Origin of the sequence: Nonomuraea sp. NPDC048901, from assembly GCF_040649695.1 — a bacterium.
Classification (GTDB): domain Bacteria; phylum Actinomycetota; class Actinomycetes; order Streptosporangiales; family Streptosporangiaceae; genus Nonomuraea.
Genome location: NZ_JBEZFW010000020.1, coordinates 99,141 through 116,778, shown reverse-complemented (window position 1 = coordinate 116,778; position 17,638 = coordinate 99,141). Strand labels below are relative to the sequence as shown.

Here is a 17,638-nt window from a genome sequence, read left to right as displayed (position 1 = left end):
CGCCCAGCACCGTCGACGACCGGCGGGCAAAGCCTCCGGGAACAGTTCAACGACAGCCTTGAAGGCATGAGTCCTGACGATCACGAACAACCCGGCGGCGCCGAGCCCGCCATCCACACCTTCGTCGTGGAGGTGGGCGCGTGAGCCTCACTCCACCCTCCGCCACGCCCGCGTGGCGGGAGTTGCTGGGCCGCGAGCATCTCGGCGCGGCGATCGTACTGGCCGGCGGAGTGCTCGTCGGCGCGATCAACATCTATCTGGCGGCCAGCCTGCTGCCGACCGCGGTGGCCGACCTCGGCGGCGCGAGCTTCTACGCCTGGAACATGACGATCTACCTCGTCGCCATGGTGATCGCGACGATGCTCACCGGCCGCCTCCTGTCCCGGCAGGGGAACGTCGGCGCCTACCTTCTCGGGTTCGCCACGTTCAGCGCGGGCTCGCTGGCCTGCGCGCTGAGCCCGGCGATGGCGGTGCTGCTGGTCTCCAGGGGTGTCCAGGGGCTCGGCGCGGGATTGCTGTCCGGGCTGGGGTTCGCCGTCATCCGAGCGGCGCTGCCGGCCCGGCTCTGGACGCGCGGCACCGCGCTGATGTCGGCGATGTACGGCGTCGGCAACTTCGCCGGTCCGGCGCTCGGCGGGCTGTTCGCCCAGTTCGGCTCGTGGCGGCCGGCGTTCGCGGTCATGGCCGTGATCGGGGCCGGGTGCGGCGCGATCGTGCCCCGCGTGCTGCCGCCCAGCGAACGCGGCGACGGGCGGGTGCCGATCCCGGCCGGGTCGCTGCTGCTGGTGACGGCCGCGGCCGGGGCGGTGAGCGTGGCGGGGGTCGTGGCCGGCACGCTCGCGAAGGCCGCCGGTATCGCGCTGGCGCTGCTGCCGATGGCCGGGTTCGACGTCCATGAGCGGCGCGGCGAGCCGCGGGTCTTCCCGCGTACGACGTACCAGAGAGGTTCGTCGTTGAAGTGGGTCTACCTGACGCTGGGGCTGCTGGCCTTCGGCGTCGCCGTCGAGTCGTTCCTTCCGCTGTTCGGCCAGCGGCTGGCCGAGCTGCCACCTCTCATCGCGGGGTTCTTCGCCGCGGCGATCTCGCTCGGCTGGTCGCTCACCCAGATCGGCAGTTCGTCGGTGACAGGACACCGGGCGGTACGCCGGCTGCGTGTGCTCGGCCCGGTGCTGCTCGCCGCCGGCCTCCTCCTTCAGGGACTGCTGCAGCGTGCGGACACGCCGAGCTGGCTGGTGCTCGTCTGGGTGCCGGTGCTGTTCGTCGCCGGTGCGGGCATCGGCCTGGCCTACCCGCATCTGTCGGTGGCCGCGATGTCCAGCACCCGCGATCCGGAGGAAGGTGGCCGGGCGGCGGCGGCGATCGCCACCGTGACGAGCCTGTCGATCGCGTTCGGTACGGCGGTGGGCGGCGTCCTGGTCAATCTGGGCGGCGCCTCGATACTCGACTCGGCACGGTTCGCGCTGTTCGGCATCGCGATCATCTGCGCGACCGGCGCCCTCACCGCCTATGCCGCCAATCGTACGAGCCTGACGGAACCGGCCGATCAGGCCCCGCTCCACCAAGGATCGTGAGCGGTTGCCCGAGTCAGGGCGGCATGATCGGCCGCGCTGCCCTCACCCTTGCGGGGCGCTCGGCTGATCGGCGGCCGGCTTCGGCTTGCTGATCCGGCCCTCGACGTCGACCACGACCACCTCGACTCCCTCTCTCGAGAACGGGGCCAGCGCGTCTTCCGAGGCCGTGTCGTCGGTCACCAGCGTCCAGGGCCGGGGGAGCCGCACCCAGGCATGGAACGGACCGCGCCCGAGCTTGGCCGCGTGCGCCAAAACGTAGGTCTTACGGGAGTTGCGCGCCATGAGCTCCTTGAGCCGGGTCTGCTGGAGGTCGGCCTCGCAGATCCCTCGGTCGGCGGTGACTCCGTCAGCCCCGAGAAAGACGCGGTCGAACGACATCCGTTCCAGAGACGCCTCGGTGGTGGGGCCCACGAAACCCTGGCTGAGATGGCGCAGCCGGCCGCCGAGGCACTCCACATGGAGGCTCTCGACGTCACCGAGCTCCTTGAGCACGGTCAAGCTCGTGGTGGCGATGAAGAGCTGGGTGCTGGAGCGCAGTTCGTGGGCGAGCGCCGCGACGGTCGAGCCGGCGTCGAGCAGCACGGACTCGCCGGCTCCGATCTGCTGAGCCGCCCATCGGGCGATCCCGTGTTTGGCCTCGAAGGCCTCGCCGACGCGCTGGCGCACCGAGTCCTCGGGGTGGGCGACGACGGCCATCGCGCCGCCGAACGTCCGGGTCAGCAGGCCTTGCGTGGTCAGCCGGGCCAGGTCACGGCGAATGGTGGAGGGCGTCACAGCGAACGTCGAGGACAGTTCTTCGACACTGGCCAGACCACTGGTCGTGGCCAGGCGCACGATCTCGGCGCGCCGACGGTCAGAGTTCCTGGACAACGCTCCTCCTTCTCGGCTTGCGTTCAACGGTCCCTGGTCAGCTCGCCGGACTGGGAGACATCTGGGCGGCTTGCCGCAGCGCCTCGATCATGCTACCGACCTCAGCGATGCCCTTCCCCGCGATGTCGAAGGCGGTTCCGTGATCCACGGACGTGCGGATCACGGGCAGGCCCACGGTGATGTTCACCCCGGCCTCGATACCCAGGATCTTCACCGGGCCGTGTCCCTGGTCGTGGTACATCGCCACGATCAGGTCGTAGTCACCGCGTCCCGCGACGAAGAACGCCGTGTCGGCGGGCAACGGCCCCTGCACGTCGATCCCGTCGGCCTTCAGGACTTCGATGGCGGGAACGATCTTCTCGGCCTCCTCGCCGTAGCCGAACAGGCCGTTCTCGCCGGCGTGCGGATTGATGCCGCACACTCCGATGCGCGGGTTCTCGATCCCGGCCCGCTGGAGCGCCTCATGACCTCGGCGGACGGTCCGCTCCACCAGGCCGGGTTCGATCTTCGCGATGGCGTCGATCAGCCCGATGTGCGTGGTGACGTGGATGACCCGGATCTTCGGCGAGGACAGCATCATGGACACCTCGCCGGTCTCGGTCAGGTGCGCGAGGAGTTCGGTGTGGCCGGGGAAGATGTAGCCGCCCGCGTGCAGGGCCTCCTTGTTCAGCGGCGCCGTGCAGATCGCCTGCACCTCCCCGGCCATCGCCAGCTCGCTGGCCACCCGGACATAGTGGTACGCGGCCGCCCCCGCCACGGGGGAGATCTTCCCCCAGGGCAGGTCCTCCGGCAGGAGCCCCAGGTCGATGACGTTGAGGCGGCCCGGCTGGAACACGGCGTCGGCCACTGTGTCGATCGCGACGATCTCGGTGTCGATCCCGAGGATGCCGGCCGCCTGGCGCAGCCGTACGGCGTCGCCGATGACGACGGGACGGCAGAGTGCGGCGGTGCCGGCGTCTTGGAGGGCGCCGACGATGACTTCCGGACCCACACCGGCACCGTCACCCATGGTGACGGCGATGATCGGAGTGGCCGCGGTGCGAGGCTGTCGGCTGACGCCGGCAGTGCTGATGCTCACTTCGGGACCTTTCGCTTGGTTCTGGGAGCTTTCGCGTTGGGAGAGAGTGGGGTTAAGGGAATCGAGGGAGTACGGGGCCAGGGTCCTGACGATCTCGACGAGCGAGTCGGCCTCCCCGAAGCTGCCCGGGCGGGTGACCACGGAACGGCCGTCGACAGTCCGGGAGTGGACGGCACCCGGGTGCACCTGCCCGACCGGGGTCAGTTCCCGCACCTGGAGGGCGTCCAGGACGCGCCGGGCGGTCTCGCCGCCGGTCAGGACGAGGTCCACCGGACTCTCGTACGCGCGCACCGCGTCCGCGACGGCCTCGGCCAGCCGGCTCGCGATGTCACGGGAGGCCGCAGGGAGGACGACGCCGGCGGAGTCGAGGTAGGCCACGACCGCTCGGTCGCCGAGGGGAATGCGGGGGAGGGGTTCGCGGCCGTCGGGTGTGCCGAGGAGGGCCGTCAGAGGCAGGGCCACGGGCACGGCTCCGGCCTCGATCAGCCGGCGCACCTGTTCGGCCGCGACCGGCTCGGCACTGCCCACCACGACGAGCGGCGCCGGGCAGCCCACGCCACCGTGCCCTGGAACAAGCGAATGCTCCCCGGCAGCCGGGCCGAGACTCCGCAGATGGCGCCCGAGCGCGTCGGCGAGCCCGCCGGAGCCGACCAGCCGTACTGACGGCACGGCCAGCGCGGCACGCAGGACGGCGTCCAGATCCTGATCCGTCTCCGCGTCGCACAGCGCGATATGCGCATCCCGCGCGCAGGAGGCGATCGCCTCGGTAAGACGATCCGATCGCACGGTCGCGAGGTCCAGCACGCGGGCCGGGAGCGGCGCCAGAGCCGCCTCGACCGACGTCGGAGCCGGGACACCGTCCACCGCCCAGGCGTTCGCCTGGTGGAGGGGGGCACCGGCCACGTACAGCACGCCGCCGCGTACCACCCGATCCAGGCCGGGCAGCGCGGGAGCGACGACGACGGCGGCGCCGGGCGTCGCGAGCGCGGCCACCTCCGCCGCGACGTTGCCGCGCAGCAGAGAGTCGATCTTCTTGAAGATCAGCCGCGGCCGCCCGGCGGAGGCCGCGGCGACCGTGGAACGCACCGCCGCGGCGGCGTCGGCGGGCTGCCGATGCCGGGAGTCGGTGTCGACGACAAGGATGTCGGCGAGTTCGCGCTCGCCGCGCACGGCGTCATGGGTGAGAAGAATCCTCGTGCGTGTTCCGCGCATCATGACTCGTGCTGCGGACTCGGCTGCCCCCGACAGGTCGTCGGCCACGATGAGGACACCGTGCGCGGCCGTGCTGGGATTGGGCCTCAAGGAACCCCCGGTGTGATTGATCTTTGCAGGTCAGAAGGACTCTCGCGGCGTTCGCGAACCCATATGCGCGATCCGCTTCTGAGCGAGGCGGACGCGTCGCCGTATCCTTCGTCTTGACTGGATGATGTCACAGCTTGCACAAAATGCGCTAGGCCCCTTGCGCGAAATGCGCAGTCGTGTAATGGTGCAGCAACGTCGTTGTGACGTGGGAAACATCCGGTCCTGGCAGACGGCCGCTGCTGAGCGGCGTACCACTGCGGACGGTTCAGAAAGCGAGAAGCCCAGTGACTCATCCCGGAAGCGGCCCCCAGTTCTCCCGTCGCAGTCTTCTCCGTCTCGGCGCTCTCACGGGTGCGGCCATGACCCTGAGTCCCCTCGCCGCCTGCGCGGGACCGGGGAGTGCGCCCGCCGTGGGCTCCAGCGGCGGGCCCGCCGGCGGCTCCGGCATCACCCTGGCGCTCAACCGCTCGCTCGTGTCGCTGGACAACAAGCTCAACCAGTTCGATGCCGCCGTCACCGTCCAGCGCGGCGTCCGTCAGGCGCTGACCTTCATCGACCCGAAGCTCACCGTGCAGCACGTCCTGGCCGAGCGGTTCGAGCTGACGGCTCCCACCGAGTGGACGGTCAAGCTGCGCGACGGCGTCCGCTACTCCGACGGCAGCCCGGTCACGGTCCAAGACGTCTCAACCGCGCTCGAGATGTACCAGAAGGTGCCCGGATCGTTCCTGGCCGGCCTCTTCCCCGAGTGGCCGACGGTCACTCCCGTCGACGCCGCCACCTTCAAGCTCGTCACCAAGCATCCGGTGCCGACACTCGACTACCTGATGGCGAACATCCTCATCACCCCCGCCGCCGCCAACAAACCGGAGGAACTCCAGGGCGGTGTGGGATCGGGCCCTTACGTCGTCACCGCCGCGAACCGGGGCACCGGCGAGTACACGCTGCAGGTGAACGAGAAGTACTGGGGCCCGGCGCCCGCGATCAAGACCGTACAGGTCAGGTTCCTGCCGGAGGAGGCGAACCGCGTCGTCGCGCTGCGCAGCGGCGAGGTCGACGTGATCGACGCGATCTCCCCCGATGCGATCAGCCAGCTGTCGGGGCTGGGTGACGTGGAGGTGCAGCAGGTGCCGAGCACGCGGATCACTCAGCTCTTCTACAACTTCCGCAAGCCCGCCGGGCACCCGCTTGCCGACCCGCGCGTACGTGAGGCGCTGAGCTACGCCATCAACGGCCCGTCCCTGATCAAGGACGTCTTCGCCGATTCGGTCTCCCCCGCTCGGGGCGTGGTGGCCGACACCCTGACCGGCGCGGTCCAGACGGGTGAATACGTCTACAACCCGCAGAAGGCCAAGCAGATGCTCGACGCCGCCGGAGTGAAGGATCTCAAGATCAAGATCATCTGGGAGACCGGAGAGTTCGCCAACGACACGAGCGTCATGGAGGCGGTGGTGGAGATGCTCAAGGCCGTCGGCGTGCAGGCCGAACTCCAGCAGTTCCAGCCGGGCGGCGACATCTCCAAGTGGCGGCAGGGACGGGGCGGCGACTGGGATGTCCTCGGTAACGGCTACCCCGGCCCGACCGGGCTGGCGCTGACGCCGCTGCAGGGCATGTTCGCCGGCACGAAGGAAAAGGAGGCCACCCGCGACACCTACCAGGGCTACGTGTTCCCCAAGATCGCCGCCTTGCTGGAGAAGGCCTCGCAGGAAACCGACAAGGCCGCCCGGGAGAGCATCCTCGCCACCGCCCAGAAGGAGATCTGGAACACCTGGCCCTGCATGTGGGCCTTCGTCCCCAAAACCGTCATCGCCCGGCGCAAGCGCGTGGAGAACGTGCTGCTCAGTCCCACCAACTCCTACGAACTCGCATCCGTGCGACTGAATGGATGAATCGTGGTCCGCTATGTTGCGCAGCGTGTCGGGCAGAGCATCCTGGCGATCTTCCTGACCGTCTCCACGGTGTTCGTCCTCGTACGGCTGGCACCAGGGGATCCGGCGGCCGCCTACGCCAGCCCGCTGGCCACCACGGCTGAGCTCGACCGCATCCGCGCCCAGTTCGGCCTGGACAAACCGCTCATACAGCAGTACGGGATCTTCGTCCAGGACCTGTTCCACGGCAACCTGGGCACGTCCTTCTCCTTCCAGGCCCCCGCTCTGGACGTCGTCCTCAGCCGCATGCCGTACACGATCATGCTCGCCGTGTCCGCCATCCTGTTCGCCGCGGTCGTGGCCATCCCGGCCGGTGTCTGGATGGCCAGGCACGCCGACACCGCCCGCGAGTTGGGGGCCAACGTGGCCATGATCGCCGGGCAGTCCATGCCGGAGTTCTGGAGCGGCATCATGCTGCTGACCATCTTCGCCGTGCTCGTCCCCGTGCTCCCGGCATCCGGTTTCACCAGCTGGGCCGGCCTCGTCCTGCCCACCGTGACCGTCGGCATCCTGCAGATCGCGCTGATCTCCCGCCTGGTGCGCCGGGAGATGGGAGCGGGCTTCGCGGCGCCCTATTTGACGATCGCCCGCGCCCGCGGCATCTCCGAACGCGGCCTGACCTGGCGCTACGCCATGGGCAACTCGGCCGTCCCGGTGGTGACCGCGCTCGGCACCCGCTTCGCCGCCATGCTCAACGGCGTGGTGGTGGTCGAGGTCGTCTTCGCCTGGCCAGGTGTCGGATCGCTCGTCGTACGCGCGCTGGAGACCAGGGACTACCCGCTGATCCAGGCGACCGTCCTGGTCACGGCCGTCCTGACGGTGCTCGTCCAGCTCCTCATCGACCTCACCTACCCGCTGCTCGACCCGCGGGTACGACTCGGGAAGGCGGTGGCCTCATGACCGCCACGACAGTCGGCCCCGCCGACGGCTCCGGCAGCCGGGACACCGCGGCGCCCGCCACGCGGCCCAGCGCGGTGACCGCCAAGGATCTCGCCCGATCCGCGGCGGCCCGCCGCCGCAAGAGCGCGCGGCTGAAGATATGGGTCGGCTCGGTGGCCGTGGCCCTTGTCGTCCTGCCCGTCGCCTTGGCCGGCCTCCTGCCGATTCCCGGACCGGACGCGCAGAGCCTCAGCCTGCGTCGCCTGCCGCCCCTGACCGACGGGCACCTGTTCGGAACCGACCAGCTCGGCAGGGACCTGCTCTCCCGGGTCCTGCACGGCGGCCAGGTCTCGCTCACCGTCGGCGTGCTGGCCATCCTCGTGTCCGGTGTCATCGGCCTCATCGCCGGCGCGGCGGCCGGATTCTTCGGCGGCTGGGTCGACACCGTGGTCTCCCGCCTGCTGGAAGCGCAGCTGTCGCTGCCTCTGCTGTTGATGCTGCTGCTCGTCGTCGCGCTCTTCGGCCCGTCCATTCCGGTCATCACCTTCGTGATCGCCTTCGCGCAGTGGCCGGAGGTGGCCCGCCTGACGCGTTCCCTGGTGCTCGTCGAGCGGGAGAAACCGTACGTGGCCGCGGCCCGGGTGCTCGGCCTGCATCGCATCACCACCCTGCTCCGGCACGTGCTGCCCAACGTGGTCAAGCAGGCCTCGCTCGTGATCCTGCTGCTGCTGGCCCAGGCCGTGCTGCTGGAGAGCGCGCTGAGCTATCTGGGCGCCGGTCCGCAGCGCCCGTTCGCCACGTGGGGCCGCATCATCGCCGACGGCCAGGACTACATCACGACGTCGTGGTGGCTGGTCACGCTGCCCGGACTGGTCATCGTGCTGCTCGTCGTCGGTGTCAACCTGCTCGGAGACGGCCTGCGGGACCGCGCTCGCCGGCGCAAGGGCCCGCAGACGGAAGGGAAGGTGAGCCGGGCATGACAGCCGAGTTCGACGAGGCCGACCGCCCCCTGCTGGAGGTCGAGGACCTGCAGATCGAGCTGATGACCGAGGCCGGCATCGTCCGCGCCGTCGACGGCGTCAGCTTCCTCATCCGCCAGGGCGAAACCGTGACGATCATCGGCGAGTCGGGATCCGGCAAGTCCACCACGGCCATGGGCATCCTGCGGCTGCTCCCCCCGGAGCTGGCGGTCCTGTCCGGCACGGCCCGCTTCCAGGGAGTCGACGTCATCGCCGACCCGCGCGCGGTACGCGAGGTACGCGGGCGTACCGTCTCCCTCATCCCGCAGGATCCGATGACGGCGCTCAGCCCCGTCCACACCATCGGGCAGCAGCTGCGTGAGGCCGTACGGCTGCGGCACCGCGGCCTGTCCAGGACGGAGACCGTCTCGCGGTCCGTCGAGCTGCTGGCCCGGATGCACATCCCGGACCCTGCGTCCCAGCTGGGCAAGTATCCGCATCAGCTGTCGGGCGGCATGCTTCAGCGCGTGCTCATCGCGATCGCGCTCGCCGGATCGCCCGTCCTGCTCGTCGCCGACGAACCCACCTCCGCCCTGGACGTCACCGTTCAGGCCGGCATCCTCGGCCTGCTGCTCGAAGTGCAGGAGAACACCGGTATCGGCATCCTCATGATCACTCACGACATCGGCGTGGCCCGGCTCGTCTCGGACCGCATCCATGTCATGAAGGACGGCCGATTCGTCGAGTCCGGTGAGGCCGAACAGATCGTCAACGCGCCCCGCGACCCGTACACCAGGAAGTTGCTGGCGGCGGTCCCACGGCTTGGCCCGTGGGACGAGGACGGCGAGTCTCCGGACGCGCCCATAGCGCTGGGAGAGCCCCGATGACCGATGACACGTTGCTCGAGGTCGACGGCCTGGTTGTGGATTATCCCGTCGCCCACGGCGTGTTCCGCGCGGTCGACGACGTCAGTTTCAGCGTCCGGCGGGGCGGCACTCTGGCCATCGTGGGGGAATCGGGCTGCGGCAAGTCCACGATCGCCCGGTCGATCGTCCGGCTGGTCAAGCCCACCGCGGGGCGCATCGTGGTGGGTGGCACCGATATCGCCAGGCTGAGCGAGAAGCGGCTGCGCCCCATGCGTAACCGGGTGCAGATGATCTTCCAGGACCCGTACGGATCGCTCGACCCGCACCTGTCCGCGCAGGAGATCGTCGCCGAACCGCTGCGCGTGCGCGGAATGCGCGACAAACGCGCGCGGGCCAAGGAGGCGGCCACGCTCATCGACCAGGTCGGCCTGCCGGCCACGGCCCTGGAGCGCCGCCCGCCGGAGTTCTCCGGTGGCCAGCGCCAGCGCATCGGCATCGCCAGAGCCCTCGCCTCCAAGCCCGACCTGCTGGTCTGCGACGAGGCGACGAGCGCGCTGGACGTGTCCGTGCAGGCGCAGGTCCTCGCCCTGCTGATGAAGATCCAGGCCGAGACCGGCCTCACCTATGTCGTGATCTCCCACAACCTCGGTGTGGTCAGGGAGATCAGCGAGGAGATCATCGTCATGAGCAAGGGGCGGCTGGTCGAGTCCGGCCCGACCCGCAAGGTGCTGGCCGCACCGGCCGACCCCTACACTCGCGCCCTGCGCAGGGCCGCGCTGGATCCGACCGCGATCCAGGGACGTAAGCCGCGCGAGCTGGTGCGGGCCCCATCCACTACGCAGCTGCCCGCACCACCAGTTCAGCGAGGAACCGACCAATGACATCACCCGTCCGGCTGTCCCAGTTGGTCTTGGGGACCATGACGTTCGGTGACACGGCCGACGCGAAAGAGGCCGAGCGCATGCTGGACCTGGCGCTCGAGTCCGGCATCACCGGTGTGGACACCGCGAACGCCTACGCGGGCGGCGCGACCGAATCCATCCTCGGGCCACTGCTCGCCACCCGGCGCGACCGGATCGTCCTCGCCACCAAGGCCGGCATGCCCCATCCGGACGCGGGCGATCACGCTCCGTTGTCCGCCCGAGGGTTGCGCGCGAGCCTCGAAGGCAGCCTGCGCCGCCTGAACGTCGACCATGTCGACCTGTTCTACCTGCATCAGCCCGACCGCCGTACGCCGCTGGCCGAGACGCTCGGCGTCATCGCCGAGTTCGTCGCCGAGGGCAAGATCGGCGCGCTCGGCGTCTCCAACTACGCGGCCTGGCAGATCGCGGAGATCAACCACACCGCCGACGCCGTCGGCGCGCCGCGGCCGGTCGTCGCCCAGCAGTTGTACAACCTCCTGGCCCGCAGGGTAGAGGAGGAATACCTGGAGTTCGCGCGGAGCACCGGCCTGACGACCATGGTCTACAACCCGCTCGGCGGGGGGCTGCTCACCGGGCGTCACACCTTCGAGCAGGACCCCGCCGCCGGCCGCTTCGGCGACTCCAAGCTGGCGCCCATGTACCGGCAGCGCTACTGGAACGGGGCGCTGTTCGAGGCCGTCACCACCCTCGGCGAGATCGCCGCGCAGTCGGGCCTGTCCCTCATCGAGTTGTCCCTGCGGTGGCTGCTGCATCGCGACGGCGTGGGGGCCGTCCTGCTCGGCGGTTCCAAGGCCGAACACCTGCGCGCGAACATCGCGACCGCCGCGGCCGGACCGCTTCCCGAGGACGTCGTGGCAGCCTGTGACCGCGTGGGCGCGGCACTGCGCGGCCCCATGCCCGCCTACAACCGATGAGAGCCGACTACCGAGGAGAGCGCCAGCAGTGAGCATCACCGACTTCACCGCCAGGATCCGGGCCAGGCAACCCGCACTGGGCTACTGGTCCGTCCTCGATTCGCCGGTGTCCACTGAGCGCATCGCGCGCCTCGGCTACGACTACGTGTGCCTGGACGCCCAGCACGGACTGCTGGGCTACTCGGGTCTGCTGAACAGCCTGACGGCGATCGACGCGGGCGGCGTGTCCGCAGGCATGGTCAGGGTCGAGGCGAACGATGCCGCCCGCATCGGCCGAGCCCTCGACGCGGGCGCCGCGGGCGTCATCGTGCCGCTCATCGACACCGCCGACGACGCCGCCGCGGCCGTCTCCGCGACCCGCTATCCGCCGAAGGGGCGCCGCTCGTACGGGCCGATGCGCTCGGCGCTGCGCATCGGACCGCGCCCCGCCGACAGCGACGCCACCGTGCTGGTCCTCGCCATGATCGAGACGGCACAGGGTCTGGCGAACATCGACGCGATCTGCGCCACCCCCGGCCTGGACGGCGTCTACGTCGGCCCGTCCGATCTGGCCCTGGCCCTGGGCGCCGCCTTCCCCGGTGACCCCGCGATCGCCGCCCGGTTCGAGGACGCGCTGGTCACGGTGCGCGAAGCCGCCAAGTCCGCCGGTATCGCGGCCGGTATCCACACACCCGACGGCGGGAGCGCCGCCAAGCGCCTGGCCGAGGGATACACCTTCGCGTCCATCGCGTCGGACCTCGTCCACCTCGAACTGGTGGCCAAATCCCACCTGACCGACGCCCGAGCCCAGTCTTCTCGCGGAGACCAGTCTTTCCAAGGAGAATCGTGAGCGAGCCCCAGCCCGCCGTCGCCGACCTGCCCATGGACGGCGTGATCCGCGTACACGACGCCGATCCGGACCGCCACGAGGCGTACCTGATCGCGCCCGCCGTGCAGAACCACGCGGCCAACATCATGGCGCTGGGCAACGGCGATCTCGGCTGCGTGTGGTTCGGCGGCACGCAGGAAGGCGTCGCTGACATCTCCATCTGGTTCTCCCGGCTGGAGAAGGGGGCGGAGGCCTGGTCCGCGCCGACGCGGCTGTCCGACGATCTGACGCGTTCCGAGCAGAACCCCGTCCTGTTCCCCACTCCCGCCGACGAGCTGTGGCTGCTGTACACGGCCCAGCGCGCCGGCAACCAGGACACCGCCGAGGTCCGCTGCCGCATCTCGCGGGACGACGGTCACACCTGGGGTCCCGTACGTACCCTTTTCCCCGCCACGAGCCGCGGTGGCGTCTTCGTCCGGCAGCCCGTGCTCGTGCTGCCGTCCGGCCGATGGCTGCTGCCCGTCTTCAACTGCGTCACCACACCGGGCAAGCGCTGGGTCGGCGACCGTGACACCAGCTCTCTCATGATCTCCGACGACGAGGGGCGGACCTGGCGCGAACAGCCGGTCCCCGAGAGCACCGGCTGCGTCCACATGAACATCCACCTGCTGGCCGACGGCACGCTGCTCGCGCTGTTCCGCAGCCGCTGGGCGGATGCGATCTACGCGAGCCGGTCGGCGGACGAGGGCGAGACCTGGAGCGCTCCCGCCGCCACCGAACTGCCCAACAACAATTCCTCCATCCAGTACGTCACACTGAGCGACGACCGGCTGGCACTGGTGTTCAACGCCAGCAGCGCGGCCGACGCCGTCGAGCGCCGGGTGTCGCTGTACGACGAGATCGACGACGACGGGCTCGCCGCCACCCCGGCGGGTCCGACCGGCGAAGAACCGGCGCCTGCCGGGCGCGAAGAGCCCGCGGTCGTCGGGGGCGATGAGCGGACCGCGTTCTGGGGCGCCCCGCGTGCGCCCATGACCCTCGCACTGTCCGCGGACGGAGGTCGCACGTGGCCGATCCGCCGCGATCTCGAAGTCGGCGACGGCTACTGCCTGACCAACAACTCTCGGGACGGACTCAACCGGGAGTTCTCCTACCCCTCCATCCAAGAAACCGCCGACGGTGACCTGCACATCGTCTTCACCTACCACCGCCGCGTCATCAAGTACGTCCGGGTACGACCCGAATGGGCCGCCCGTACCGAAGGGCTCTGAGGTGTCGACGCACGCGGACGAGCCACAGCACGCGGTGGTGACCGGGGCCAGCTCCGGCATCGGCCAGGCCATCGCCGCGCGCCTGCTCTCCGAGGGCTGGAGAGTCACCGGGATGAGCCGCACCCGCCCTCCGGAGTACGAGCGGGACACGCCGGCCTACTCGTGGATCCAGACCGACCTGACCGACCTCGACCAGCTGGCCGACACGTCGGCCTCGGTGGGCGCCGTCGACGCCGTCGTCCACGCGGCCGGCCTGCAGCGCTCCGCGCCGCTCGGCGGTCTGTCGGCACAGGACGGCGCCCTCATGTGGCGGGTCCACGTCGAGGCGGCGACCGTCCTGGTGAACGCCCTCGTCGGCGCGATCCGCCCCGGTGGCCGCGTCGTGCTCATCGGAAGCCGCACGATGGCGGGCGCGGCGGGCAAGAGCCAGTACGCGGCGACCAAGGCCGCGCTCGCGGGCTTGTCCCGTTCGTGGGCCATGGAGCTGGCTCCGCGTGGCATCACCGTCAACGTGGTCGCCCCCGGGCCGACCGACACCCCCATGCTGCGAGACCCCGGACGTGCCGCCACCCCGCCACGGGTTCCGCCGCTGGGCCGGTTCATCCGGCCCGAGGAGGTGGCGGGGCTGACGGCTTTCCTGCTCGGCCCGGAAGGAGGGGCGATCACCGGCCAGCACCTCGTCATGTGCGGCGGGGCGTCACTATGAACCTTCCTGGAGCGTGACCGTCAAAGGTGGTGGATGCGGCGGCCCGTGATCTGGTGCGGGACGATGCGGATGTACAGGGGCCGCTCGCCGCCCGCCCACGGGGTGACGTCGGAATCGGTGACCTCCGACAGTTCGTCGGGGGATATGTGGTGGGCCGGGCCCTGGATCAGGACGCTCCATCCCTCGCGCTGGGCGTCGTCGATCCGGTCCACTTCGAACCCGACCTTGATCTCCACGCCTTCCACACCCGTGCGCAGGTCCTGGTCCATGGGGCCGCCTGGCGCGGTGCGGAAGACGATGAAGCCGTGGTGGAGTCTGTAGTTGACGGGCAGCACGGTCGGGCCGTGGGAGCCGCTGAAGGCCACCCGGCCGATGCCGCCGGGCTCGATCAGCTTGAGGCATTCTTCGGGGTCCAGGCTCTCCAGCGTCGGAGCCCCCGCGGCGCGGCCACGGCCGGGAGGCCGATCGACGCCGCCGCCGAGGAGGTCGTCGACGGTGGTCTCCAAGGCTCCGGCCAGGCGGTACATGGTTTCGGCGGTGGGTGTGCCGGGGCGTTCCTCCAGGTACTGGAGGTAGCCGGGGGACATCTCCGCGCGTTCGGCGACCTGGTCGACGGTCAGGCCGAGTCGCACGCGGTGATAGGTGATGCGACGTCCGAGGTCGCCGGTGCTTGTCATGATGGTTTCTCCTTGCCGTCTGGCGAAAGGTTCGCTGGAAAAGGTCAGGCTTTCCACGCCGTTGATATGGGCCTGCCGATGATCGGCGTCGATGAGGAGCTGATGCCCGCGGAAGCGGATCGACAGCGACAGGACGCCGAGCCGGTCGGGCAGGAGCGGGTTGAGGTGCAGGCCGTCGGGCCGCGGTTCCAGGCCCAGGTAGCAGCGCTGCAGCAGGTCGAGCGTGCCGGCCATGGCGCCGAGGTGGATGCCCTCCGCGGTGGTGCCGCCTTGGATGTCGTTGATGTCGCCGAACAGCGCCTCGGCGAAGAACTGCCAGGAGCGGGCCCGGTCGGAGCGGGAGAGCACCCAGGCGTGTACGACGGCGCTGAGGGTGGAGCCGTGGCTGGTGCGGTCGAGGCGGCGCACGCCCCGGTAGCGGGCCCAGTCCAGCTCCAGCAGGTCGGGGTAGCCGGTGAACTGGCTGATCACGCCGTCGTGGAAGTCGACCCGCATGCGGCGGGTGATGTCGTCCCAGCGGGCCCGTTCCTGCTCGGAGGCCGTGGGTTCGGGCAGCAGGTCAAGGGTGTCTCGGGCGCGCGACAGGAGCCACACGGTCATGATGTTGGTGTAGGCGTTGTTGGCCAGGCCGGGCGAGGAAGCACCCGGGTAGCGCTCGTGATACTCGTCGGGTCCCATGACGCCGCGGATCTCGTACCGTCCCGACGCGGGGTCGAGCACGGTCAGTGAGGCGAAGAACCTGGCGATCTCGATCAGCAGCTCCGCGCACCACGGCGGCATGAAGCCGGTCGCCAGGTAGTACTGCCACACGTTGTAGGCGATGGCCGGCCCGATGTGCCGCTGCAGATGGGAGCCGTCGGGCAGCCAGCGTCCCGAGGCGGGGTTGAGGTGCAGCGTCTGGGTCTCCTCGCGTCCGTCGCTGCCGCTCTGCCAGGGGAACATCGCCCCGTCATACCCGGCGTCCCGCGCCGCCGCCCGGGCCTCGGGCAGCCGCCGCCACCGGTAGCGCAGCAGGCCGAGCGAGATCTCAGGGAAGCGCAGGTTCAGCCAGGGCAGCACGAACAGCTCGTCCCAGAACACATGCCCGCGATAGGCCTCGCCGTGCAACCCGCGGGCGGGCACGCCCACGTCCAGGTCCGCGGTGTGCGGGGAGAGAGTCTGCAGCAGGTGGAAGACGTGGAGGTGAACGAGCTGCGAGAGCTCCGGCTCGGCCACCTCCAGCCGGGCGTCCCGCCACAGGCGCTCCCAGGCCGCTACATGCCGGGCGAGAAGTTCATCGAACCGCGGAGCCCGGCGTACGGCACGGATCGCCGCGGAGCGGGCGTCGTGGACGGCGCTGTCGCGCGAGGTCACCAAGGCCACGGTCTTGGTCAGTGTGGCCGATTCGCCCCGCGCGAGGTCGAGCACGTGATGGGTGGCGATCCGGTCCCCTTCGCGGATCACCTCGCGGGCGGGGGAGACGGTGTCGGTACGGCAGGCGAGCGCCACGATGATCCGGGAGGAGCGCGTGGTGGCGGTCAGCCAGATCAGACCGTTCCGGTCGCCGGTGTCATGGCCGGTGAGATGGTCGCCCCGCAGCTCGCGGTAGCGCGCCACGCCGCTGTTGGTCACCCGGCCGTCCAGGGTGGCGCGAACGCGAAGCGGGCCGGACCAGTTCTCGGCGGTGAAGGTGGTCTCCAGGGCGGCCAGACGCGGGTCGGCCATGGAGACCAGCCGGCGTTGCCGTACCGCGGTGACGCGGCCCGACTCATCGCGCCAGCGCAGCGCCCGGTGCAGGATCCCCTGGCGCATGTCGAGCTCCTGCCGGTAGTCCAGCAGCTCGGCCCGCTCAGGGCGGAACCACGCCGAACCGGGGGTGGCGAAGGTGACAGGCAGCCAGTCGGGCAGGTTGACCAGATCCTCGTTGGTCACCGTCCGCCCCGCGACGGTGGAGTCCAGGTAGCAACCCGCGACGTAGGTGCCCGGCGTCCGCAGCTCACCGTCAGGGGTCGCGCCGCGTGTGGCGAACCGGCCGTTGCCCAGCGTGCACAGCGCCTCGCGCAATCCCTCGGAAGCCGGATCGAAACCCTCGTAGGACAGGACCCATGGGTTCATGGCGGGCTCGCGGGGGCACCGCCCCACATCGGGACTTCGAGGACGTCGCCGTGCTTCCAGGTGAGCTCGCCGTGGACGGGCATGCCGCTGACGGCTTTGCCGATGAGCAGGTCGGCGAAGGTGCGGAAGCAGGCCTGCTGGTTGACGGCGGCCACGTCGGTGGTCATCACGTCCTGGACGGTCATTCTCATGACGATCACCTCAGGTGCCTGACCCGGACGATGCCCGGCACGGTGCGGGCCAGCACGTCGGCGATATGGTCGGCGTGCTCGTGGGGCGGCCCGCTCAGCTGCGCCACACCGTCGCGGACGGCGACGTCCCAGCTGGGGCCGAAGGGGTAGTGCTCGCGCAGCGCGGCGATCACGTCCGTGCGCAGCCGCTCGTCCGAACGGGCGAGCATCGCCATCAGGTCGCGGCGGCTGAGCATGCCGACGATCCGATCTCCCCGTACGACGGGCAGGCTCTTGATCCGCTCGCCGACCATCAGGGCGATGGCCTTGGTGACGTCGGTGGTCTCGGTCACCGTGACGATCTCGCGGGTCATGACCTCCATGACCCGGCGGGGCGGCGGTTCGGCGGACGGGCCGACGGGCCGTAGCGAGGCGCGGGGGTCGGGCTCGAACTCGCCGCGCAGCAGGTCGAGCTCGCTGACGACGCCGACCAGGTGGTCGGTGTCGTCGGTGACAGGGGCCGCGGTGATGTCATGGTCGTGCAGCGACCGGATGGCCTGCCGTACCGGGTCGGTGCGGCGGACGGTGATGGCCGGGCTGCTCATGACCTCGCGTACGAGCATGG

At 70.3% G+C, this 17,638-nt stretch carries 15 protein-coding genes; 10 read left to right on the top strand and 5 right to left on the bottom strand.

Annotated elements, in window-relative coordinates; translation table 11 throughout:
- Nucleotides 1-140 precede the first annotated feature (140 nt).
- Nucleotides 141-1,571, top strand: coding sequence for an MFS transporter (locus tag AB0C30_RS46880; RefSeq protein WP_357956540.1), 1,431 nt, complete (start codon nucleotides 141-143; stop codon nucleotides 1,569-1,571).
- A gap of 42 nt (nucleotides 1,572-1,613) precedes the next feature.
- Here the strand turns inward: AB0C30_RS46880 and AB0C30_RS46875 are convergent, their stop codons facing one another.
- On the bottom strand, nucleotides 1,614-2,441 hold the full coding sequence (locus AB0C30_RS46875; protein WP_357956538.1) for a DeoR/GlpR family DNA-binding transcription regulator: 828 nt from the start codon (nucleotides 2,439-2,441) through the stop codon (nucleotides 1,614-1,616).
- 37 nt (nucleotides 2,442-2,478) lie between these two features.
- The gene (gene pdxA / locus AB0C30_RS46870; RefSeq protein ID WP_357956536.1) at nucleotides 2,479-4,821 is read right to left on the bottom strand and encodes a 4-hydroxythreonine-4-phosphate dehydrogenase PdxA; all 2,343 of its coding nucleotides are present in this window, start codon (nucleotides 4,819-4,821) and stop codon (nucleotides 2,479-2,481) included.
- A 359-nt stretch (nucleotides 4,822-5,180) separates the two neighbouring features.
- On the opposite strand from pdxA, the gene AB0C30_RS46865 reads away from it, so the two are divergent.
- Genes AB0C30_RS46865 through AB0C30_RS46825 form a run of 9 tightly spaced genes read left to right on the top strand, consistent with a single transcriptional unit; the run spans nucleotide 5,181 to nucleotide 14,072 of the window.
- Nucleotides 5,181-6,707: an ABC transporter substrate-binding protein gene (locus AB0C30_RS46865; RefSeq protein WP_357956534.1), complete on the top strand. Its 1,527-nt coding sequence runs from the start codon at nucleotides 5,181-5,183 to the stop codon at nucleotides 6,705-6,707.
- A gap of 3 nt (nucleotides 6,708-6,710) precedes the next feature.
- Nucleotides 6,711-7,646: an ABC transporter permease gene (locus AB0C30_RS46860; protein WP_357956532.1), complete on the top strand. Its 936-nt coding sequence runs from the start codon at nucleotides 6,711-6,713 to the stop codon at nucleotides 7,644-7,646.
- Nucleotides 7,643-8,605, top strand: a complete 963-nt coding sequence (locus AB0C30_RS46855) for an ABC transporter permease (protein ID WP_357956530.1) — start codon at nucleotides 7,643-7,645, stop codon at nucleotides 8,603-8,605. The genes AB0C30_RS46860 and AB0C30_RS46855 overlap by 4 nt, the downstream gene beginning before the upstream one ends.
- Complete coding sequence (locus AB0C30_RS46850; protein ID WP_357956528.1) at nucleotides 8,602-9,471, top strand: ABC transporter ATP-binding protein; 870 nt, start codon at nucleotides 8,602-8,604, stop codon at nucleotides 9,469-9,471. Before AB0C30_RS46855 ends, AB0C30_RS46850 begins: the two co-directional genes overlap by 4 nt.
- Nucleotides 9,468-10,331, top strand: coding sequence for an ABC transporter ATP-binding protein (locus tag AB0C30_RS46845; RefSeq protein WP_357956526.1), 864 nt, complete (start codon nucleotides 9,468-9,470; stop codon nucleotides 10,329-10,331). The genes AB0C30_RS46850 and AB0C30_RS46845 overlap by 4 nt, the downstream gene beginning before the upstream one ends.
- Nucleotides 10,328-11,287, top strand: coding sequence for an aldo/keto reductase (locus tag AB0C30_RS46840; RefSeq protein ID WP_357956524.1), 960 nt, complete (start codon nucleotides 10,328-10,330; stop codon nucleotides 11,285-11,287). The genes AB0C30_RS46845 and AB0C30_RS46840 overlap by 4 nt, the downstream gene beginning before the upstream one ends.
- 28 nt (nucleotides 11,288-11,315) lie before the next feature.
- A complete protein-coding gene (locus AB0C30_RS46835; RefSeq protein WP_357956522.1) occupies nucleotides 11,316-12,116 on the top strand; it encodes an aldolase/citrate lyase family protein in 801 nt (266 codons plus the stop codon).
- Complete coding sequence (locus tag AB0C30_RS46830; protein ID WP_357956520.1) at nucleotides 12,113-13,366, top strand: exo-alpha-sialidase; 1,254 nt, start codon at nucleotides 12,113-12,115, stop codon at nucleotides 13,364-13,366. The genes AB0C30_RS46835 and AB0C30_RS46830 overlap by 4 nt, the downstream gene beginning before the upstream one ends.
- A 1-nt stretch (nucleotide 13,367) precedes the next feature.
- Nucleotides 13,368-14,072, top strand: coding sequence for an SDR family oxidoreductase (locus AB0C30_RS46825; protein WP_357956518.1), 705 nt, complete (start codon nucleotides 13,368-13,370; stop codon nucleotides 14,070-14,072).
- A gap of 20 nt (nucleotides 14,073-14,092) precedes the next feature.
- Here the strand turns inward: AB0C30_RS46825 and AB0C30_RS46820 are convergent, their stop codons facing one another.
- From AB0C30_RS46820 to AB0C30_RS46810, 3 genes are read right to left on the bottom strand one after another with little or no spacing between them, the layout of a single operon-like run.
- Nucleotides 14,093-16,843: a pyridoxamine 5'-phosphate oxidase family protein gene (locus AB0C30_RS46820; RefSeq protein WP_357956516.1), complete on the bottom strand. Its 2,751-nt coding sequence runs from the start codon at nucleotides 16,841-16,843 to the stop codon at nucleotides 14,093-14,095.
- Nucleotides 16,840-17,034, bottom strand: a complete 195-nt coding sequence (locus AB0C30_RS46815; protein WP_357956514.1) for a hypothetical protein — start codon at nucleotides 17,032-17,034, stop codon at nucleotides 16,840-16,842. Before AB0C30_RS46815 ends, AB0C30_RS46820 begins: the two co-directional genes overlap by 4 nt.
- A 5-nt stretch (nucleotides 17,035-17,039) precedes the next feature.
- Nucleotides 17,040-17,636 (bottom strand): CBS domain-containing protein, encoded by a 597-nt coding sequence (locus tag AB0C30_RS46810; protein ID WP_357956512.1) that lies wholly within the window; start codon nucleotides 17,634-17,636, stop codon nucleotides 17,040-17,042.
- Between the last annotated feature and the right edge of the window lie 2 nt (nucleotides 17,637-17,638).

Coding starts and splice junctions, on each gene's coding strand:
- AB0C30_RS46855 (WP_357956530.1), top strand. CDS start 7,643: ATGACCGCCACGACAGTCGGCCCCGCCGACGGCTCCGGCAGCCGGGAC.
- AB0C30_RS46840 (WP_357956524.1), top strand. CDS start 10,328: ATGACATCACCCGTCCGGCTGTCCCAGTTGGTCTTGGGGACCATGACG.
- AB0C30_RS46820 (WP_357956516.1), bottom strand. CDS start 16,843: ATGAACCCATGGGTCCTGTCCTACGAGGGTTTCGATCCGGCTTCCGAG.
- AB0C30_RS46815 (WP_357956514.1), bottom strand. CDS start 17,034: ATGAGAATGACCGTCCAGGACGTGATGACCACCGACGTGGCCGCCGTC.
- AB0C30_RS46850 (WP_357956528.1), top strand. CDS start 8,602: ATGACAGCCGAGTTCGACGAGGCCGACCGCCCCCTGCTGGAGGTCGAG.
- AB0C30_RS46865 (WP_357956534.1), top strand. CDS start 5,181: ATGACCCTGAGTCCCCTCGCCGCCTGCGCGGGACCGGGGAGTGCGCCC.
- AB0C30_RS46810 (WP_357956512.1), bottom strand. CDS start 17,636: ATGCTCGTACGCGAGGTCATGAGCAGCCCGGCCATCACCGTCCGCCGC.
- AB0C30_RS46845 (WP_357956526.1), top strand. CDS start 9,468: ATGACCGATGACACGTTGCTCGAGGTCGACGGCCTGGTTGTGGATTAT.